This window comes from Microbacterium sp. AG1240, from assembly GCF_003635115.1.
GTDB lineage: Bacteria > Actinomycetota > Actinomycetes > Actinomycetales > Microbacteriaceae > Microbacterium.
This window is the reverse complement of record NZ_RBXJ01000001.1, coordinates 1,614,998-1,633,234: the sequence shown is the minus strand read 5'-3', so window position 1 is coordinate 1,633,234 and position 18,237 is coordinate 1,614,998. Positions and strand designations below refer to the sequence as shown.

The following is an 18,237-nucleotide window of genomic DNA, read 5'->3' as shown; positions in this document are numbered from 1 at the left end:
CGCCCGTCACCGCCCCTCGATCGTGACGGCTTCGACGCCGTCGTGCTCGGTCAGGCGCACGTTGACCCGTTCGTCGCGCCCGCTCGGCAGGTTCTTGCCGATGAAGTCGGGACGGATGGGCAGTTCGCGGTGGCCCCGGTCGACGAGGATCGCCAGGCGCACGGCCGCGGGGCGACCGATGTCCTGCAGGGCGTCGAGGGCCGAGCGGATGCTGCGGCCCGAGAAGAGCACGTCGTCCACCAGCACGACGACCTTGCCGTCGATCCCGCCCGGCGGGATCTCGGTCGGCTGCGGGGTGCGGGTGGGGTTTCGGTGCAGGTCGTCGCGATACATCGTCACGTCGAGCGCTCCGACGGGGATCTCCGCCCCGCCGAACTCGCCGACGAGTGCGGCGATGCGATGGGCGAGCGTGACGCCGCGGGTGGGGATGCCGAGGACGACCAGATCGTCGGGGCCCTTGTTCGACTCGAGGATCTCGTGCGAGATCCGAGTCAGCGCACGGGCGATGTCGGCCTCATGAAGCACGGTGCGCGTGCTCATCCGCCGCTCCCTTCTCCGCCTCTCTGGACGGTGTTAAAGGTTGCTGTGGTGCTCTTCTCAGCCTACCCGGTCACGGTGGCGCTCACGGGCCGTCGGCTCCGCGATGTGCCGCCCCCGCCGCCCCCGCGATACATCCGATTCGGCCGATACACCCCGCCTGGCGTGATGTGTCGGCCGATAGGCGTGTATGAGGGCGGCGTCGGGCTCAGGCGCTGGGGATGGATGCGTCGGCGAGGCTCGCGCGGATCGGGTGGCCCTGGGTCGTCAGGCACTTGCCGCTGGTCAGGTCCCACTTCCAGTCGTGCAGGCTGCAGGTGAGCACGCCGTCCTCGATCTTGCCCGTCTTGGTCAGGTCGGCGCGCAGGTGGGGGCAGCGGCGCTGCACGGTCCAACCGCCGATCTCGGCGTCCTCGGTCTGGTCGGACTGCTCGGCGTACCAGTTCTCGACGTACTCGATGCGATCGCGCGAGAGGCACTTGAGGAACGTCGTGAGGAACTCGTTGAACTTGCCGCTGCGGCCGACCGAGAACTGCATCGACAGGAAGATCGAGTTCGACCAGTCGATCTCGTGGTCGCGGATGTTGGTCGAGACGAGATCGGCGGGGATCGTGTACCAGTACACGCACTCCTCCCCCGCGTACTCGCGCACCTTGGCCTTCGGGAAGTCCACGACCATGTCGAGCTCGCCGATGCGGAAGCGCACGTTGCCGCCCACGCCGTTGCGGATGGTGCGCGCCCGACGGATGAGGGGCTCCCACCATTCCTTGATCGCGGCGAGCATCTCGGCGGGCGGCAGCACCTCGGCCCGCGAGGCCTCCTCCGCCTGAACCTCGGCCTGGCGGCTGTCGCGCTGCTCGGCGAGGTAGGTCCACTTGTCGGTGAAGATCCGCTCGATCTCCTCGTCGGTGAACAGCGTCTGGGAGACCTCGACCTCGCTGTGATGCACGTCGACCTGCGTGCCCGGAACGAACAGATAGCCCTTCTGCGCCGGGCGCTGCTGGCTCATGTGCGCGAGGAACTGACTCTGGTCGGTGAAGATCGAGTCGTTCTCGAGCCCGATTCCGTTGTAGCGGAAGAGCTCCTCGCGCAGGAACATCGGCGGACCGGCCATCGGGAACACGTGCTCGGCGTCCACCTTGTCGATGTAGTACATCGCCCGCTTGTTCTGCGCGTCGCGCTTGAGCTGAGCGAAGTTCTGCTTGGCGTCCTGCGGCAGGTCGTAGACCATCGGCCACCAGATGGCGCCGGAGACCTGGGTGAAGTACGCATCGGGCTTGCCGAACACGAACAGCTTCTCGAGGTCCAGCGGATGCGAGTCGTTCTGGTTCAGCACGCTGGCGGTGCCGTCGTCGACGCTCAGCGACGAGTCGCCGATCGGGCCGTCGCTGGGAGCCCGCAACGGGGTGACCATGAGCTTCAGGTCGCCGAACTCCAGGGGCTCCCCCGCGCGGGTGTAGACGATGTTGTCGTAGCCGAGCGCACGCAGGTCGGACTCGAGGTCGTCGGTCGGATAGTCGGGCAGAAGCACTCGGATGCTGGTGGGCACGAATCTGCGCAGCAGCGCCGGGTCGAAGTGGTCGCGGTGACGGTGCGAGATGTAGAGGAAATCGGCCTTGCCGAAGCGCTCCCAGTCGAGCCCGCGATTGTCGGGGAACGGGAACCACGAACCGAAGAAGCTCGGACCGATGACAGGGTCGCAGAGGATGCTGCCGCCCGCCGTCTCGATGAACATTCCCGCGTGCCCGAGCCCTGTGATGCGCATGGATACCTCTCGTGTCTGACCGATCGAGTCTACGTCGCCCCGCTGGGTCGGCCCTGGGTCCGACCGATCGTGTCAGAGATCGAGGAGCCCGCGGATGTCGTCGGCCGTGAGCGACTGGGCGAAGAGATCCCCGTCGTCGACCACCGCATCGAAGAGCTCGGACTTGCGCTGCTGCAGCAGGCGCACCTTCTCCTCGATCGTGTCGGACGCCAGCATCCGGTAGACGAACACGTGGCGGTCCTGCCCGATGCGGTGCGCGCGGTCGATCGCCTGCGCCTCGGCGGCGGGGTTCCACCACGGGTCGAGCAGGAACACGTAGTCGGCCTCGGTCAGGGTCAGACCGAAACCCCCGGCCTTGAGGCTGATGAGGAAGACCGGGGCCTCACCCGAGCGGAATTCCTCCACGACCTCCCCGCGGCGCAGGGTCGACCCGTCGAGATGCGCATACGCGATGCCCGCGGCGTCGAGCCGCTCGGCCGCCAGCGCCAGGAACGAGGTGAACTGGCTGAAGACCAGGGCGCGGTGCCCCTCGGCGATCACCTCGGTCAGACGCGTGAGCAGCGCGTCGAGCTTGCTCGATCCGATGGGCGCGTGGCGCTCGTCGATCAGCGCGGGGTGCAGGCTCAGCATCCGCAGGAGCGTCAGCGAACGGAACACGATGAAGCGGTGCCGGTCGAGGTCGTCGAGCAGACCGAGCACCTTCTGCCGCTCGCGGTGCAGCACGATGTCGTACAGCGCTCTGTGCTCGGTCGACAGATCGATGTGCAGGTCCTGCTCCTGCTTCGGCGGCAGATCGGGCGCGACGAGCTGCTTCGTGCGCCGCAGCATCAGCGGACGGATGCGGCGCCGCAGGCGCGCGAGTCGTTCGGCGCCGTGCGCGCTCGCGGAGGGGTCGTCGCGGCGGGCGTTCTCGATCGGCAGCACGTACTCGTCGCGAAAGCGCCGAGCCGAGGGGAAAAGTCCCGGTGCCGTGAGCGAGAACAGCGCCCACAGATCGCCCAGTCCGTTCTCGAGCGGGGTGCCCGTCAGGGCGATCGTCACATCGGCCGCGAGGTTCTTGGCGGCACGGTGGACCGAGGTCTGGGGGTTCTTCACGAACTGGGCCTCGTCGAGCACGATCCCGGCCCATGGCTGCTGCGCGAACGACGCCTCGTCGAGCCGGAGGATCGCATACGACGTGACGACGACGTCGGCGCCCGACGCGGCATCCGTCACGGTCTCTCCCGTCTTGGCCGCGGTGGCCTCGATCGTGCGCACGACGAGGTCGGGTGCGAAGCGGGCGGCCTCCTCGCGCCACGTGGCGAGCACCGATGTCGGGGCGACGACGAGGAACGGGCGCTGCTCCCCCCGCTCCCGGGCGTGCTGCAGCAGGGCGAGCACCTGCAGCGTCTTGCCGAGCCCCATGTCGTCGGCGAGGATGCCCCCGAGCCGGTGGCGCCAGAGGAAGGCGAGCCAGTCGAACCCGCGCTTCTGATATCCGCGCAGTTCTGCGCGAAGGCCCCCGGGGAGGTCCGTCTCCTCGACGCCGTCGGTGGTGGCGAGCCCGCGCACGAGCTGCCGCCACTCCTGCGCGGGCTCCGCCTGGTCGGCGAGGTCTTCGAAGTCCGACCACAGCGCGGTCTGATGCCGATGGATGCGCTCGCCGGTCTCCCATTCGTCGAGCGTGGCGGCCTCGTCGAGCAGCTCCTTCAGCCGTGTCAGCGACGGATGGGCGAGCGAGAAGTACGCGCCGTCCGCCAGCCTCATGCGTCGGCGGCCCCTCGCCAGAGCGGTGAGCAGGGGCGCCAGCGGCACCCACCGGCCCTCGATGGTCACGATCACGCCGAGATCGAACCAGTCGGGATCGTCGGTCGGCACCGTGGTGACCGAGACCTCGGGCGCGCCGGTGAGCTCGCGCACCGACGGTCGCACGCCCGTGACTTCCACGCGCATGTCGTCGAGGTGCTGCAGGGCGGGCACGACGTGCGTCGAGAACTCGCCCGCGTCTGCGCCGCGCAGCACGCCCCGCGCGGCGAAGGGAAGATCGGATGCGCCTGCCCACGCGAGCGTCAGCGCGGCGGCCTGCCCCGACTCGGCCGTCGCGTCGCGCTCGGGGTGCTCCGCCGCGGGATACGGGAAGGGCGCGAGCCCCGGGTAGATCCACTCGAGCGCGTACGTGACCGCACCGTCGTCGAACGCCGCCGTGAGGCGCAGGCTCGGCCGCGGCGCAGGCGGCGGATCGAGCCCGCCGACCGGTGTCACCCTCGTGCGCCGCGCGAGGCGGGGGTAGGCCTCGCGCACGAACTCCATCGCCTCGTGGGCGGGTACCTCGACGCCTCCGGGGGCGCCCAGCAGGGCGGTCACGGTGTCGTCGAGAACAGCGGGGGCGATGGTGATCCCGATGACCTCGGTGTCGAGTGTGAAACAGAAGACCGCGCTCGTGCCGAGCGGCCGCACACGGGAGACGTCGGTGACGACGCCGTCGACGACGACCCGCGCGGCGACACGGAGCGTGCCGCCGCTCTCGGGCCCGACCAGCACGTCGACGGAGGCCGCGTCGGCGAGGGCGATCGACTGCTGGGGGTGCGTCGCCACCAGCGTCACCCCCGCGCGTTCGGCGGCGCGCAGGTGCATCCACAGGAGCGACGATGACGACGGTCCGAGGGTCACCCACTCCGACACCGAGGAGAACGCGCCCACCGCGGAGGACGGACGCGCGATCGCGAACAGCTCCGTGAACCACCGCACGGCTTCGGGAGCGAACCTCGATGTCGACCGCCGCACGTCGTCCCAGGCGGCGTCCTTCTTCACCCAGCCGCCCCGCGCCCCGCGCGTGAGGGGCCGTACCGCGAGTTGGAGTTCGTCCTGCCGTCGCGCGAGTGCGCGGGGGGTGACCGTGTCGATGGTGCGCGGATCCCAGCGGCGCGGGTCGTGTGGCTCGCGCTGCCGTAGCTCGAGGCCGAGAGCCAGCGGGGCGGGGGCCGAGGGCGCGGCGGCCGCGATGAGATCGCGCCACGACAGCGGAGACGCGCCGTCGTGGCGCGGTCGATCGGCGGGCGCGTTCACGCGGAGATCCTCTCAGGGCCCTCCGACAGGCCGACCGTGGAGCGCGAGTCTCAGCCCGCGCGGGAGATGCGGCCGAGCACGCCGTGGACGAACGAGCCCGACTCCTCGGTCGAGAATTCCTTCGCGAGCTCGACCGCCTCGTCGATGGCGACCGCGGCGGGGACCTCGTCGTTGAAGAGCACCTCCCACGTGCCGATCCGCAGGAGGGCGCGGTCGACGGCGGGCATGCGGGCGAGCGACCAGTCCTTCGCGAACGTCACGATCTGCTCGTCGATCTCGTCACCGTGGTCGATGATCCCGTCGACGATGTCTCGCGCATACAGCCAGGACGACTCCCGCGCGGGCTCGTTCGCGGCGCGCTTCGCCTCGGCGGCCAGGATCACCGGCAGCCCTTCGCCGCGGACGTCGGACTGGAACAGGATGTCGAGGGCGCGCTTGCGGGCCTTCGTGCGTGCACTCATCGTGAGGGCGCGTCAGCTGACGCGGCCGAGGTAGTCACCCGTGCGGGTGTCGACCTTGACCTTCGTGTTGTTCTCGACGAATAGCGGCACCTGGATCTCGTGACCGGTCTCGAGGGTGGCCGGCTTCGTGCCCGCCGAGGAGCGGTCGCCCTGCAGGCCGGGTTCGGTGTAGGTGATCTCGAGCACCACCGACGCGGGCAGCTCGACGTAGAGCGGGTTGCCGTTGTTGGTCGCGAGGGTGACCTGCTGGTTCTCGAGCAGGTAGTTCGCCGCGTCGCCGACGATCGTGGCGGGAACGGTGATCTGGTCGTAGTCGTCGGTGTTCATGAAGACGAAGCCTTCACCGTCGTTGTACAGGTACGTGAAGTCCTGGCGGTCGACGTTCTCGATGTCGATCTTCGCGCCGGCGTTGTAGGTGCGGTCGACGACCTTGCCGGTCATGATGCTCTTCATCTTCGTGCGCACGAATGCGCCGCCCTTGCCCGGCTTGACGTGCTGGAACTCCACCACGCTCCAGAGCTGCCCGTCGATGTTGAGGACGACGCCGTTCTTGATATCTGCGGTGGAAGCCATGGCTGAAGGGAGTCCGTTCGTAAGAGGGTCTGCGGGCGGTGCGCTCGTCGGAGCGCGGCCCGAGGGTCGATTCTACGGGATCGACGGCCGAGCGCTACGGACGCTCGTGTTCGGGACTGCACGCCCGGCCGCCTGCCGCCACCCCCTCGTGCGGTGAGCCGGTCTGCAGTGGTGTGGAGGGATGACCACCGACGCACCCGCATCCACCGCCGTCCTGTTCGACATCGACGGAACCCTCGTGGACTCCAACTACCTCCACGTCGAGGCGTGGGACCGGGCGTTCGTCGCGGTCGGACACCCCGTCGACGTGTGGCGCATCCACCGCGCCATCGGTATGGACTCCGCCGACCTGCTCGCGCAGGCGCTCGGTGACGACGCCGACCGCCTCGGCGATCAGGCGAAGGAGCACCATGACCGGGTGTATTCGAGCACGACCGGGCGACTGCGCGTCATCCAGGGTGCACGGGAGCTGCTCGCCGAACTGTCGTCGCGTGGCGCCCGGGTGGTGCTGGCGACGTCGGCGCCTCAGCACGAGCTCGACGTGCTCCTCGACCTGCTCGACGTCGCCCCGTCGGTCGACGCCGTCACGTCGTCCGAGGACGTCGAGACGGCCAAACCCGCCCCCGACATCATCGAGGTCGCCCTGCAGCGCGCGGGCGTGCCGGCCGAGCGAGCGGTCATGGTGGGTGACGCGGTGTGGGACGTCGTAGCGGCGCAGCGGGCCGGCGTGGCCTGCATCGGACTCCTCAGCGGAGGGTACGGGCGCGAGGAGCTTCTCGCGGCGGGCGCGGTCGTCGTCTACGACGACGCGGCAGACCTGTTGTCGCAGCTCGACGGGAGCCCGATCAGCCCTCGGCTCGCCCGCTGACGACGTCGCAGAGCAGCGTGACGGCCCGGGCGTAGCCGGCAACGCCCTCGCCGATCACGTGCACGACGGCGACGTCGGCGACGTAGGAATGGTGGCGGAACGGCTCGCGGGCGCGCACATCCGAGATGTGCACCTCGGCCACGGGGAGGTCGACACCCGATAGGGCGTCGCGCAGCACGACCGAGGTGTGCGTGAGCCCGCCCGGGTTGATGACGATGCCCGCGCAGTCCTCGCGGGCCGCGTGGATCGCGTCGATCAGCACGCCCTCGTGGTTGCTCTGCACGGCGCGTACCTCGAAGCCCCGCGTGCGGGCGGTGTCGGCGGTGAGCCGTTCGACGTCGGCGAGGGTCTCGGTGCCGTAGATGGCGGGCTCGCGCGTGCCGAGCAGGTTGAGGTTCGGGCCGTTCACCAGGAGGAGTCGTCGAGGGGTGGTCACCGGGGCAACATATCAGCGAGCGTGTCGACGGGTGCGGGCGCAGGTGTCGAGGTCAGGATGCGGTCGGCTCGGCCGTAGACGTTGAGCGACTGCCCGCGCGAGAACCCGACGAGCGTGATCCCGCGCGCTTCCGCGAGGTCGACGGCGAGCGATGAGGGCGCGGAGACGGCCGCGAGGATCGGGATCCCCGCCATCGCCGCCTTCTGCACGAGTTCGAAGCTCGCGCGACCGGAGACCTGCAGCACGGTGCCCCGCAGCGGCAGGCGATCGTGGAGGGCGGCCCACCCGACGACCTTGTCGACGGCGTTGTGACGCCCGACGTCCTCGCGCAGGACGAGCAGATCGCCGGTGACGGCGTCGAACAGCCCCGCGGCGTGGAGTCCGCCGGTCTTGTCGAAGACCGCCTGCTGGGCGCGCAGGAGGTCGGGCAGCGATGCGAGCAGGGGAAGCTCCACCGTCGCCGGGTCGCGGGAGACGTCATAGCTCGACACCGTCTCGACGGCGTCGATCGAGGCCTTTCCGCAGACCCCGCACGAACTCGTCGTGTAGAACGAGCGGGCGAGGTCGGGTGAGGGCGGGCTCACGCCCGGGGCGAGGGTGACATCGAGCACGTTGTAGGTGTTCTCCACCCCTCCGGTACCGGGTCCGCCGCAGTGGATGGCGCCGGAGAACTCGTCGCCGCGGGAGATCACGGCCTCCGAGACGAGGAACCCGGCCGCGAGCTCGACGTCGTGACCGGGCGTGCGCATGGTGACGGCGAGCGGCGTGCCGCCGATGCGGATCTCGAGGGGCTCCTCCACGGCGAGCGTGTCGGGGCGGCGGCGCTCCTCCCCGTCCACGCGCAGCGTGAGGATCGGCTTTCGCACGGTGATGCGTCCCATTCGCGCCTCCATCGGCTCTTTCCCCCAGCCTAGAACGCACCGCGGGTCTGCGGCCGGTCGTGCGGTCGATACGCTGGCGGGATGGTCATGCGCAATGTTGCGGAGCACCGGGCGCAGGTGCTCGATGCGGTGCGGCGGGTGCCGGTGACCGAGGTGCCGCTCGCCGCCGCCGCCGGCCGCACGCTCGCCGCCGACGTCGTGACCGCGCTCGACCTGCCGCTGTGGGACAACGCGGCGATGGACGGCTTCGCCGTCCGCTTCGCCGACGTGCGCGCCGCTTCGCCCGACGCACCGGTCTCCCTGAGCGTCGTCGCCGACGTGCCGGCGGGTTCCGACGCCGACCCGCCGCTGCGCGAGCGCGAGGCCGCTCGGATCATGACGGGGGCGCCTCTGCCGACCGCCGCCGACACGGTCGTACCCTTCGAATCCACGCGCGAGGGCCTCGCAGACTCCCTGAGCGGCACGACCGTCGTCGCGGCGCCCCGTGCGCGCGGCGCGCACGTTCGCAGGCGCGCCGACGACATCGCCGCGGGAGACGTCGTCCTCCCGGCCGGTGAACGGCTCGGTGCCTGGCAGATGGGTGCGGCGGCGGCCGCCGGCGTCTCGGCCGTGCGCGTGACACGCGCTCCGCGGGTCGCGGTCGTGTCGACCGGTGACGAACTGACACCGCTGGGGTCGGCTCTGCGCCGAGGTCAGATCCCCGAGTCGAACGCCACGCTCCTCTCGAACCTCGTGGCGGAGGCAGACGCCGACGTCGTGCTCCGCGAGAGCGTCGGCGACGAAGCCGGGGCATTCCTCGCCGTGCTCGATCGCGCCCGTGCGGCGGGCGCGGATGTCGTCGTGACCTCCGGAGGCGTCAGCGCCGGAGCGTTCGAGGTCGTGAAGATCGCGCTCGGTGGCGCGGATTCGATCCGGTTCGTGTCGGTCGCGATGCAACCCGGCCGCCCTCAGGCGTTCGGCACGCTCCCCGGGGGCGCGCTCTTCTTCGGGCTCCCGGGCAACCCGGTCGGTGTCGCCGTCTCGTTCGAGCTGTTCGTCCGGCCCGCGCTCCTCCTGTTGCAGGGGCGCGCCGGCCTCGATCGCCCCGTGCTGCGGCTCCCCGCAGCATCCGGGTGGCGCACTCCCCCGGCGCGGCGACAGTACGTGCCCGTGCGGGTGATCCGAGACGATCCAGCGCGGTGGACCGTCTCCACGGTCGTCGCCGAGGGCTCCGGCGCGCACCGCGCGGGCGCGCTCGGACGCGCCGACGCCTACGCGGTCGTCGAGCCCGGGTCACCCGATGTCGCGCCCGGCGACCTGGTCGACGTCATGCTGCTGTCATGACGGGGGTCGCTGCGATCGTTCTGGCCGGTGGACGCGGAAGCCGCATGGGCGGTATCGCGAAGCCTCTCCTGCACCTGGGCGGCTCGACCCTCCTGGGACGAGCGGTGGATGCAGCGCACGCGGTGGGCTGCGAGACGATCGTGATCGTCGGTCCGCGCGTCGAGGGTGTTCCCGGTGCGCGGTGGGCGCGCGAGGATCCGCCGTTCGGTGGTCCGGTCGCGGCGCTCGCCACCGCGCTGGAACTCGTCGCGGCCGAATGGGTGCTGGTGCTGCCGGCCGACCTCGTCTCGCCCAGGGAGGCGGCAGAGGCCTTGACGGGTGCGGGGCGCGACGGCAACGGCGTCTGCCTCGTCGACGACCAGGGGCGCGAGCAGTGGCTCACGGCCCTCTATCGCACCGCAGCGCTGAGTGAGCGGCTCGCGACGTTCGTCGACGGCGTCGAAGGCCTTCCGGCGCACCGCCTGGTGCACGGGCTGCGCGTGGGTCGCGTCGAGGCGGGAGCGGCGGCAGCGGCAGACGTGGATACGTGGGATCATCTGCGCGAGGCTCGGCGACGCGTCGCGCCCGGAACGGAGACCACCATGGCCGACTCGTCCTCCCGCACCCTCCCGCCCGAGGCGCTCGATGCCTGGGCCGCGGTGCTCCGCGACCGCTTCGACCTCTCCGAGGACGATCTGCCGATCTCGTTGATCCTCGATCTCGCCCGAGACGTGGCCAACGGCGTCGCCCGCCCCGCCGCCCCGTTCAGCGCGTACGTGGCAGGGCTCGTGGCCGGTCGCGCGGGCGGGTCGCCGGATCAGGTCCGTGAGGCGGTGGCCGAGATCACCCGGCTCGCCGCCGAGCACGGCGGCGACTGACCGTCAGACCGTGCGGCGCTCGATGCGGACGATGACCGACTTGGAGGTCGGGGTGCCGCTCGTGTCGGCGACCGAGTCGAGGGGCACGAGCACGTTCGTCTCGGGGTAGTACGCGGCGGCGTTGCCCCGGGGCGTGTCGTAGGCGATGACACGGAAAGCCTCGGCCCGACGCTCCTCGACGGTGCCGTCGCGGGCGGTCCACTCCGAGACGAGATCGACGATCTCGCCGTCGGCGAGTCGCTGCTCGGCGATGTCGTCGCGGTTCACGAAGACGACGCGGCGTCCGCCGTGCACGCCTCGATAGCGGTCGTCCTTGCCGTAGATCGTGGTGTTGTACTGGTCGTGCGACCGCAGGGTCTGCAGCAGCACCCGCCCCTCGGGGATCACCGGATACTCCAGCGGGTTCGCCGTGAAGTGGGCGAGGCCGTCGGGTGTGGCGAACGTGCGGTCGTCGCGGGGCCCGTTGGGAAGAACGAACGTGCGCCCCTTGGCGATGCGCGACTCGTAGTCGGCGAAACCCGGCACCACGCGGGAGATGTGATCCCGGATGAGCGTGTAGTCGTTCTCGAGACGCCGCCAGTCGGCGCGGGGCACATTGGGCGAATCGGCACGGTCGCCGAAGACGAGATCGCAGATCCGCGCGAGGATGGCGGGCTCCGACAGCAGATCGTCGGCCGGGGGGCGCAGGCGTCCGCGTGAGCCGTGCACGGCGCTCATGGAGTCCTCGACGGTGACGCGCTGTTCTCCCGTGCCCCGGACGTCTCGGTCGGTGCGCCCGAGGGTGGGGATGATGAGAGCCCGCTTACCGGTCACCGCGTGGGAGCGATTCAGCTTCGTCGAGACCTGCACCGTCAGGTCGACGGAGCGCATCGCCGCTTCCGTCACGAGGGTGTCGGGCGTCGCGCTGACGAAGTTGCCGCCCATCGCCATGAATACGCGGGCCTTCCCGTCGCGCATCGCCCGGATCGCCTCGACCGTGTCGTAGCCGTGCTCGCGCGGCGCGTAGAAGTCGAACTCCTCGTCGAGCGAGGCGAGGAAGCCCTCGTGCGGCTTCTCGTAGATGCCCATCGTGCGGTCGCCCTGCACGTTGGAGTGCCCTCGCACGGGGCACAGCCCGGCGCCGGCGCGCCCGAGGTTGCCCTGCATCAGAAGGAGGTTGACCACGTCGCGGAGGGTGGGAACGGAGTGCTTATGCTGGGTGAGTCCCATCGCCCAGCAGACGATGGTCGACGTCGAGCCGCGCACGATCTCGGCGATGCGGCGGAGCTCCTTCTCGGCGATCCCGGTCGCGGTCTCGAACTCGCCCCATGATGCATGCGCCATGGCGCGCTCGAAGTCGTCGAACCCGCTCGTGTGGCGCTCGATGAACGGGCGGTCGAGCACGCCGCCGCGCTCCCCCTCCACCTCGAACAGGTGCTTGGCGATGGCCTGGAACAGTGCCTGGTCTCCGCCGAGGCGGATCTGCACGAACTCGTCGGCGAGCTTCGTGCCGCCCAGCAGCACGCCACGAGGGGTCTGGGGGTTCTCGAAGCGCATGAGACCCGCCTCGGGCAGCGGGTTCACCGCGATGATCGTGGCGCCGTTCTGCTTCGCCTTCTCGAGCGCGCTGAGCATTCGAGGGTGGTTCGTACCGGGGTTCTGGCCGGCGACGATGAGCAGGTCGGCGCGGTGGATGTCGTCGAGCGAGACCGTCCCCTTGCCGATCCCGATCGTCTCCACGAGCGCGGAACCGCTGGACTCGTGGCACATGTTCGAGCAGTCGGGCAGGTTGTTGGTGCCGGTTCCCCGCACCAGGAGCTGATAGAGGAACGCCGCCTCGTTCGACGTCCGGCCCGAGGTGTAGAAGATCGCCTCGTTCGGATCGTCGAGCGCGCGGAGGGCGTCTGCGACGGTGCGCAGCGCGTCGTCCCACGAGATGGGGCGGTAGTGCGACGCGCCCTCGTCGAGGAACATCGGTTCGGTGAGTCGTCCCTGCTGCCCGAGCCACCAGTCGTCGTGCTCGGAGAGTTCGGCGACGGAGTGCTTCGCGAAGAACGCGGCGTCGACGCGCCTGACCGTCGCCTCCTCGGCGACCGCCTTCGCCCCGTTCTCGCAGAACTCGGCGATGTGGCGCTTGTCCTCCTCGGGCCAGGCGCAGCCGGGGCAGTCGAACCCGTCCTTCTGGTTGACGCGGAGAAGCGTCTGCGCCGAGCGCGTGACGCCCATCTGGTCGACCGAGATCTTCAGGGCGTGGAGGACGGCCGGGACTCCCACGGCTACCTTCTTGCGGGAGCCGACGGTGACGTCGGTTTCGTCGATGTCGTGTGCGGGGGGCTTCGTCGCCATGCCCTGAGCTTACCTACGTCCAGAGGGAAAAGGTCAGCCGGCGACTTCCTGGTAGGCCGCGAACAGGAGAGACTCGTCGGGCGCCTGCAGCACGGTCGGGCGAGCGAGGTCGTCCAGCACGATGAATCGCAGCATCCCGCCGCGGCTCTTCTTGTCGCGCTGGATCGTCGAGAGCAGCTGCGGCCACGCACCCGGTCGGTAGCTGACGGGGAGCCCCAGAGCGCCGAGCACGTCGCGGTGGCGTTGGGCGACGGCATCCGGGAGACGCCCAGCCAGGCGCGACAGTTCCGCGGCGAACACCATGCCCACGGAGATCGCCGCGCCGTGACGCCAGCGGTAGCGCTCGGCGTGCTCGATGGCGTGCCCCACGGTGTGTCCGTAGTTGAGCACTTCGCGCAGCCCCGCTTCTCGAAGATCCTCGCCGACGACCCGCGCCTTCATGTCGATGGCCAGCTCGATGCACCGGCGGAACGCGTCGCCGCGGGTGTCGACGACGCCCTCGGGATCGGCCTCGATGAGGTCGAGGATCTCGGGGTGCCAGATGAAGCCCGCCTTCACGACCTCGGCGAAGCCGGCGGTCGCCTCATTGCGCGAGAGCGAATCGAGCAGATCGAGGTCGCAGACGACGGCGCGCGGCGGCCAGAACGACCCCACGAGGTTCTTGCCCTCGGCGGTGTTGACCCCGGTCTTGCCGCCGACGGCCGCATCGACCATGGCCAGGACGGTCGTCGGCACCTGCACGACGGACACGCCGCGGAGCCACGTCGCCGCCACGAAGCCGGCGAGGTCGGTGACCGAGCCTCCGCCGAAGCCCACGACGACGTCGGTGCGGGTGAAGTCCGACTTCCCGAGGATCTGCCAGCAGAACGCAGCAACCTCGATGCGCTTGCCCTGCTCCGCATCGGGGATCTCCGCCAGCAGCACCTCGCGGTCTCCGACGAGCTGCTGGCGCAGCTCCTCCGCCTTCTCGGCGAGCGTCGGTGCGTGGATGATGAGCACCTTGCGGGCGTCGGGCGGGAGCACGTCGCCGAGGCCCGACAGGATGCCGCGGCCGATGGTGACGTCGTAGGGGGCGTCGCCGGTGACGGAGATCGTGGTGAGGTCGGTCATGCGTGCTCCTCGGTGGGGGTGGGGGTCCGTGCCCAGGTCGCGATCGCGTCGACGACCGCCTGCAGGGGGCCCGAACTCGTGTCGAAGGTGGCGTCGGCCACCTCCTCGTACAGGGGACGGCGCTCGGCGTAGATCGCCGTCCAGCGTCGCATGGCGTCGTCGCCCGCCAGCAGCGGACGGGAGTCGTCGCGCAGGCGCGCGGCCACCACCCGCGGCTGGACGGTCAGGAGCACCACGCGGTGCGCGCGGAGGTCGTTGCGCGTCTCGGGGTCGAGGATCGCTCCCCCGCCGAGGGAGACCACCCCACCGGCCACGAGGGACGCGCGCACGGCATCGCGCTCGACCCGGCGGAAGTGCCCTTCGCCGTGTTCGGCGAAGATCTGCGGAATCGGGCCGTGCTCGCGCACGAGGACGATGTCGGTGTCGGTGAACGTGGTGCCGAGGGCCTTGGCGACCCTCCGGCCGACGCTCGTCTTTCCGGCCCCCATCGGACCGATCAGAACGAGCGCCTCAGCCGACGAGGTCATGCGCGGCCAGCGACGCGTCGCTGTCGGCGGTGGTGCGGAGGGTCGTCGGCAGGTGGGCGAGGTAGGTCTCGATGTTGCGGCGGGTCTCGCCGACGCTGTCGCCGCCGAACTTCTCGAGAACGACGTCGACGAGCACGATCGCGGTCATCGCCTCGGCGACCACGCCGGCGGCCGGGACGGCGCAGACGTCGGAGCGCTGGTGGTGCGCGGCCGCGGTCTCGCCCGTGGCGACGTCGACGGTGCGCAGGGCCCGGGGCACCGTGGCGATGGGCTTCATGCCGGCACGGACGCGCAGCACGGTGCCGGTGGACATGCCGCCCTCGGTTCCGCCGGCGCGATCGGTCGACCGGGTGATCCCGTCGTCGGTGGTGAAGAGCTCGTCGTGCGCCTCGGATCCGCGGCGCGTCGTGGTGAGGAAGCCGTCGCCGACCTCGACGCCCTTGATCGCCTGGATGCTCATGAGCGCCTGGGCGAGCTTGCCGTCGAGGCGGCGGTCCCAGTGCACGTGCGATCCGACCCCGGGCGGCAGGCCGTAGGCGAGCACCTCCACGATGCCGCCGAGCGTGTCGCCGTCCTTCTTCGCGGCGTCGACCTCGGCGACCATGCGCTCGCTGGTCGCCGGGTCGAAGCAGCGCAACGGGTCGGCATCCAGCGCGTCGACGTCGTCGGGGGCCGGGAACGCCGCCCCTTCCGGAACGGCGACGGTGCCGATCGAGACGGTGTGACTGACGAGCCGGATACCCAACTCCGACAGGAAGGCGCGGGCGAGGGCGCCGAGCGCGACGCGGGCGGCGGTCTCCCGGGCGCTGGCGCGCTCGAGGATCGGTCGGGCCTCGTCGAAGTCGTACTTCTGCATGCCCACCAGGTCGGCGTGACCGGGGCGAGGACGGGTGAGTGCGGCGCCGCGGCCGCGGGACTTCTCGGTCAGGTCGACCGGCTCCGGGTTCATCACCTCGACCCACTTGGGCCATTCGGTGTTGCCGATGCGCAGGGCGATCGGGCTGCCGAGGCTGAGGCCGTGCACGACGCCCGACGAGATGTTCAGCTCGTCTTCCTCGAACTTCATGCGCGAGCCGCGGCCGTAGCCGAGCTTGCGGCGTGCGAGGTCGGCGCGGATGGCGGCGAGCGAGATGGGGACGCCGGAGGGCAGACCCTCCATGATGGCGACGAGTTCGGGGCCGTGCGATTCGCCGGCAGTGAGCACGCGGAGCATTCGTCTAGTCTCCCATGACCGCTTCACGCATCGCCGCCAGCACCCGGGGCTCGTCGGTCAGCTCGGTCCCGGTCGAGCCGGAGACGAACACGCGCACCTGCAGGACGGCCTGGTGCAGCAGCATCCCGAGTCCCGAGATCGCGAGGCCGCCGCCCCGCTCCCATGCCGTGGCGAGCGGCGTCGGCCATGAGCCGTACACGACGTCGACGAGCAGCCCGCCGAGCGCGGCGAACGGCCGGGCGCTCTCACCGATGTCTGTGCCGCCCGGGAGCGCCGCGACGGTCACGGTGGCGTCCGGCGCGGGAGCCCGTGTGAAACCCGCGGGCTCGACGTCGACGCCGAGCGCTTCGCCCAGGGCGACGAGGGGGGCCGCAGCCTCGGGCCGACGGGCGATCACGTCGACCCGACGCGCGCCGAGCTCCGCCAGCGCGACCAGAGCCGATCCCGCCGTGGCGCCGGCGCCGAGGATGCGCCCGTACGGCACCTCGTCGACGCCCTGCTCCTGGATGGTTGCGACCAGTCCCCCGACGTCGGTGTTGAAGCCGTGCGGGCCGCCCTCGGTGAGCAGCAGGGTGTTCACCGCTCCCGTCAGGCGTGCGCGCTCGTCCAGGGAGCGAGCGGATGCTGCAGCAGCGCGCTTGAGCGGCATCGTGAGCGAGAGCCCGCGCCAGCCGTCGTCGAGACCGGCGAGGACGTCGTCGAACGACGCCTCGTCGACCTGCCGTCGGTCGTACTCCCAGTCGAGACCGAGCACGCGGTATGCCGCCGCGTGCAGGCGCGGCGACATGCTGTGGGCGACCGGGTCACCCCACACCGCGAGCTTCGTGCCGGTCAGCATCCCGAGTCTGGGTTGTCGCGGCACCACTGGATCCACTGGTTGACGCCCGCCTGGTGCTCGGCATAGGTCGTCGTGAACAGCGTCTCCCCCGTGTCGAGGTTGACCGTCACGAAGTACAGCCACGGCCCGGGCTCGGGGTTGAGCGCCGCTTGGATCGCGAGGTCGCCGGGGTTGGAGATCGGCCCGATGGGGAGCCCCGCGTTCACGTACGTGTTCCACGGGTTCGGGTCGTTGAGGGCCTCCTCCGAGGAGCTGGCCGTACCCGCGTGCAGTTCGCCGTACCCGTACTGGGCGGTGGAGTCCATCTGCAGCTTGCCGAACGTCTCCTGGTTGGCGGGGTCGAGACGGTTCTCGATGACACGCGAGACCTTGAAGAAGTCGGCCTGGAAGCGAGCCTCGCGCTGGATGATCGACGCGATGGTCAGCACCCGATTGCGGTCCGCCTCCGCGACTCCGGCCTCGTCGAGAGCCTGCTTGGCGCGGTCGACCATCTGGGTGATGGCCGCCGACGCCGTCGTACCGGGGTCGAACGTGTAGGTCGCCGGGAACAACCACCCGTCGAGGTTGGTCGCAGAGATGCCGTAGACGGCCGGGTCGGCCGTCGCCGCCTCCAGATCGGCCAGCGGAATCTCGGTGAGGTCGGCGGTCCGTGCGATGGTCTGCTGCACCGTGAGCCCCTCGGGCACCGTCACGGTGTTGGTGAGGTGGTTCTCCGGATTGCGGAAGGCCGCGAGCACGGCGTCGGACGACATCTGCTGCTGGAAGCGGAAGACGCCCGGTTGGAAGGTGAAGGCGGTCGATGTATCGATCAGGTAGTCGTAGAACGACGTCGGCGCCTTGGTCACGCCGGCGTCGTACAGCTTCTGCGAGACCTGAGGTCCTGCATCGCCGCTGACGATCGTGATCGTCGCCTCGCCCTGCGCGAGGCCGGGTTCGAAGTCCTCGCGCTGGTCGGGCGCGAACATCCCCTGGATCTGGGCGCCGAAGGTGTTCACGGCCCAGAACCCGCCGAGGGTGATGCCGCCGATGATGATCACGACGATCGCGAGGGCGATCCAGCCTCCGATCCGGCGCTTACGGCGCTCCTTCGGTGGCGGCGTCGACCCCAGCTCGTCGGTGCTGCGGCGACCGGTGAACAGGTCGTCGAGGGTCCCCGCTGCGGGTGGCGATCCTGCTCTGCCCGCCTCGGGGCGCGGGAGCGGCGGCGCGGGACGCGTCTGGGTCTGCGTTCCCGTCGATCGTCCGTGATCGTCGGGCTGGGCGGCCGCGCGAGGAGCCGCCATCGGCTGCGCCGGCGGGCGGGTGATCGGGGGGTGAGCGTCGGTGGGCCCGGTATCCGCTCGCGCAGCGCGAGCGGCGCGACGCGATGTCGGAGCGCCGTCGGCGGCGGAGGCACCGCCCTGATCGCGGCGCGGGTCGGGCAGTTTTCCATACAGATCGGCGAGCGGATCGTCGAACGGGGAGGAATTGTCGGGCAT

General features: G+C 70.6%; 15 protein-coding genes and 1 pseudogene. 3 read left to right on the top strand and 13 right to left on the bottom strand.

Annotated features, from left to right (window positions below; genetic code table 11):
• Nucleotides 1–6: 6 nt before the first annotated feature.
• From pyrR to efp, 5 genes and pseudogenes are all read right to left on the bottom strand, one after another.
• A pseudogene (pyrR, locus tag DEU34_RS07725) lies at nucleotides 7–543 on the bottom strand (bifunctional pyr operon transcriptional regulator/uracil phosphoribosyltransferase PyrR); the annotation flags it as partial.
• Nucleotides 544–745: 202 nt separating this feature from the next.
• Entirely contained in the window at nucleotides 746–2,302 is a 1,557-nt protein-coding gene (locus tag DEU34_RS07720) for a Rieske 2Fe-2S domain-containing protein (RefSeq protein WP_121149496.1), read from the bottom strand.
• 72 nt (nucleotides 2,303–2,374) lie between these two features.
• Nucleotides 2,375–5,347 carry a DEAD/DEAH box helicase gene (locus tag DEU34_RS07715; protein WP_121149495.1) on the bottom strand — a complete coding sequence of 991 codons (2,973 nt, stop codon included), beginning with the start codon at nucleotides 5,345–5,347 and terminating at the stop codon, nucleotides 2,375–2,377.
• 50 nt (nucleotides 5,348–5,397) lie between these two features.
• Nucleotides 5,398–5,808 (bottom strand): transcription antitermination factor NusB, encoded by a 411-nt coding sequence (nusB, locus tag DEU34_RS07710; protein ID WP_121149494.1) that lies wholly within the window; start codon nucleotides 5,806–5,808, stop codon nucleotides 5,398–5,400.
• Nucleotides 5,809–5,820: 12 nt separating this feature from the next.
• The gene (gene efp / locus DEU34_RS07705) at nucleotides 5,821–6,381 is read right to left on the bottom strand and encodes an elongation factor P (protein WP_116646605.1); all 561 of its coding nucleotides are present in this window, start codon (nucleotides 6,379–6,381) and stop codon (nucleotides 5,821–5,823) included.
• A 181-nt stretch (nucleotides 6,382–6,562) separates the two neighbouring features.
• On the opposite strand from efp, the gene DEU34_RS07700 reads away from it, so the two are divergent.
• Nucleotides 6,563–7,249 carry an HAD family hydrolase gene (locus DEU34_RS07700; RefSeq protein ID WP_121149493.1) on the top strand — a complete coding sequence of 229 codons (687 nt, stop codon included), beginning with the start codon at nucleotides 6,563–6,565 and terminating at the stop codon, nucleotides 7,247–7,249.
• Here DEU34_RS07700 and DEU34_RS07695 read toward each other — a convergent pair.
• Nucleotides 7,227–7,685 (bottom strand): type II 3-dehydroquinate dehydratase, encoded by a 459-nt coding sequence (locus DEU34_RS07695; RefSeq protein WP_121149492.1) that lies wholly within the window; start codon nucleotides 7,683–7,685, stop codon nucleotides 7,227–7,229. The two genes, DEU34_RS07700 and DEU34_RS07695, sit on opposite strands and share 23 nt — an antisense overlap.
• On the bottom strand, nucleotides 7,682–8,566 hold the full coding sequence (gene fdhD, locus DEU34_RS07690; protein WP_121149491.1) for a formate dehydrogenase accessory sulfurtransferase FdhD: 885 nt from the start codon (nucleotides 8,564–8,566) through the stop codon (nucleotides 7,682–7,684). The genes DEU34_RS07695 and fdhD overlap by 4 nt, the downstream gene beginning before the upstream one ends.
• 81 nt (nucleotides 8,567–8,647) lie before the next feature.
• Here fdhD and glp point away from each other — a divergent pair, with 81 nt between their 5' ends.
• Complete coding sequence (gene glp, locus DEU34_RS07685) at nucleotides 8,648–9,889, top strand: gephyrin-like molybdotransferase Glp (protein ID WP_310793505.1); 1,242 nt, start codon at nucleotides 8,648–8,650, stop codon at nucleotides 9,887–9,889.
• Nucleotides 9,886–10,746 carry an NTP transferase domain-containing protein gene (locus DEU34_RS07680; RefSeq protein WP_121149490.1) on the top strand — a complete coding sequence of 287 codons (861 nt, stop codon included), beginning with the start codon at nucleotides 9,886–9,888 and terminating at the stop codon, nucleotides 10,744–10,746. Before glp ends, DEU34_RS07680 begins: the two co-directional genes overlap by 4 nt.
• A 3-nt stretch (nucleotides 10,747–10,749) precedes the next feature.
• On the opposite strand, the gene DEU34_RS07675 is transcribed toward DEU34_RS07680, so the two are convergent.
• Genes DEU34_RS07675 through mltG form a run of 6 tightly spaced genes read right to left on the bottom strand, consistent with a single transcriptional unit; the run spans nucleotide 10,750 to nucleotide 18,237 of the window.
• The gene (locus DEU34_RS07675) at nucleotides 10,750–13,071 is read right to left on the bottom strand and encodes an FdhF/YdeP family oxidoreductase (protein WP_121149489.1); all 2,322 of its coding nucleotides are present in this window, start codon (nucleotides 13,069–13,071) and stop codon (nucleotides 10,750–10,752) included.
• A gap of 33 nt (nucleotides 13,072–13,104) precedes the next feature.
• A complete protein-coding gene (gene aroB / locus DEU34_RS07670; RefSeq protein WP_121149488.1) occupies nucleotides 13,105–14,181 on the bottom strand; it encodes a 3-dehydroquinate synthase in 1,077 nt (358 codons plus the stop codon).
• The gene (locus DEU34_RS07665; protein WP_121149487.1) at nucleotides 14,178–14,708 is read right to left on the bottom strand and encodes a shikimate kinase; all 531 of its coding nucleotides are present in this window, start codon (nucleotides 14,706–14,708) and stop codon (nucleotides 14,178–14,180) included. Before DEU34_RS07665 ends, aroB begins: the two co-directional genes overlap by 4 nt.
• A complete protein-coding gene (gene aroC, locus DEU34_RS07660; protein ID WP_121149486.1) occupies nucleotides 14,692–15,921 on the bottom strand; it encodes a chorismate synthase in 1,230 nt (409 codons plus the stop codon). Before aroC ends, DEU34_RS07665 begins: the two co-directional genes overlap by 17 nt.
• A 4-nt stretch (nucleotides 15,922–15,925) precedes the next feature.
• The gene (locus DEU34_RS07655) at nucleotides 15,926–16,759 is read right to left on the bottom strand and encodes a shikimate dehydrogenase (RefSeq protein ID WP_121149485.1); all 834 of its coding nucleotides are present in this window, start codon (nucleotides 16,757–16,759) and stop codon (nucleotides 15,926–15,928) included.
• Nucleotides 16,753–18,237, bottom strand: coding sequence for an endolytic transglycosylase MltG (mltG, locus tag DEU34_RS07650; protein WP_121149484.1), 1,485 nt, complete (start codon nucleotides 18,235–18,237; stop codon nucleotides 16,753–16,755). Before mltG ends, DEU34_RS07655 begins: the two co-directional genes overlap by 7 nt.

Coding starts and splice junctions, on each gene's coding strand:
- DEU34_RS07720 (WP_121149496.1), bottom strand. CDS start 2,302: ATGCGCATCACAGGGCTCGGGCACGCGGGAATGTTCATCGAGACGGCG.
- nusB (WP_121149494.1), bottom strand. CDS start 5,808: ATGAGTGCACGCACGAAGGCCCGCAAGCGCGCCCTCGACATCCTGTTC.
- efp (WP_116646605.1), bottom strand. CDS start 6,381: ATGGCTTCCACCGCAGATATCAAGAACGGCGTCGTCCTCAACATCGAC.
- DEU34_RS07700 (WP_121149493.1), top strand. CDS start 6,563: ATGACCACCGACGCACCCGCATCCACCGCCGTCCTGTTCGACATCGAC.
- fdhD (WP_121149491.1), bottom strand. CDS start 8,566: ATGGGACGCATCACCGTGCGAAAGCCGATCCTCACGCTGCGCGTGGAC.
- glp (WP_310793505.1), top strand. CDS start 8,648: ATGGTCATGCGCAATGTTGCGGAGCACCGGGCGCAGGTGCTCGATGCG.
- DEU34_RS07680 (WP_121149490.1), top strand. CDS start 9,886: ATGACGGGGGTCGCTGCGATCGTTCTGGCCGGTGGACGCGGAAGCCGC.
- DEU34_RS07675 (WP_121149489.1), bottom strand. CDS start 13,071: ATGGCGACGAAGCCCCCCGCACACGACATCGACGAAACCGACGTCACC.
- aroB (WP_121149488.1), bottom strand. CDS start 14,181: ATGACCGACCTCACCACGATCTCCGTCACCGGCGACGCCCCCTACGAC.
- DEU34_RS07665 (WP_121149487.1), bottom strand. CDS start 14,708: ATGACCTCGTCGGCTGAGGCGCTCGTTCTGATCGGTCCGATGGGGGCC.
- aroC (WP_121149486.1), bottom strand. CDS start 15,921: ATGCTCCGCGTGCTCACTGCCGGCGAATCGCACGGCCCCGAACTCGTC.
- DEU34_RS07655 (WP_121149485.1), bottom strand. CDS start 16,759: ATGCTGACCGGCACGAAGCTCGCGGTGTGGGGTGACCCGGTCGCCCAC.
- mltG (WP_121149484.1), bottom strand. CDS start 18,237: ATGCCCGACAATTCCTCCCCGTTCGACGATCCGCTCGCCGATCTGTAT.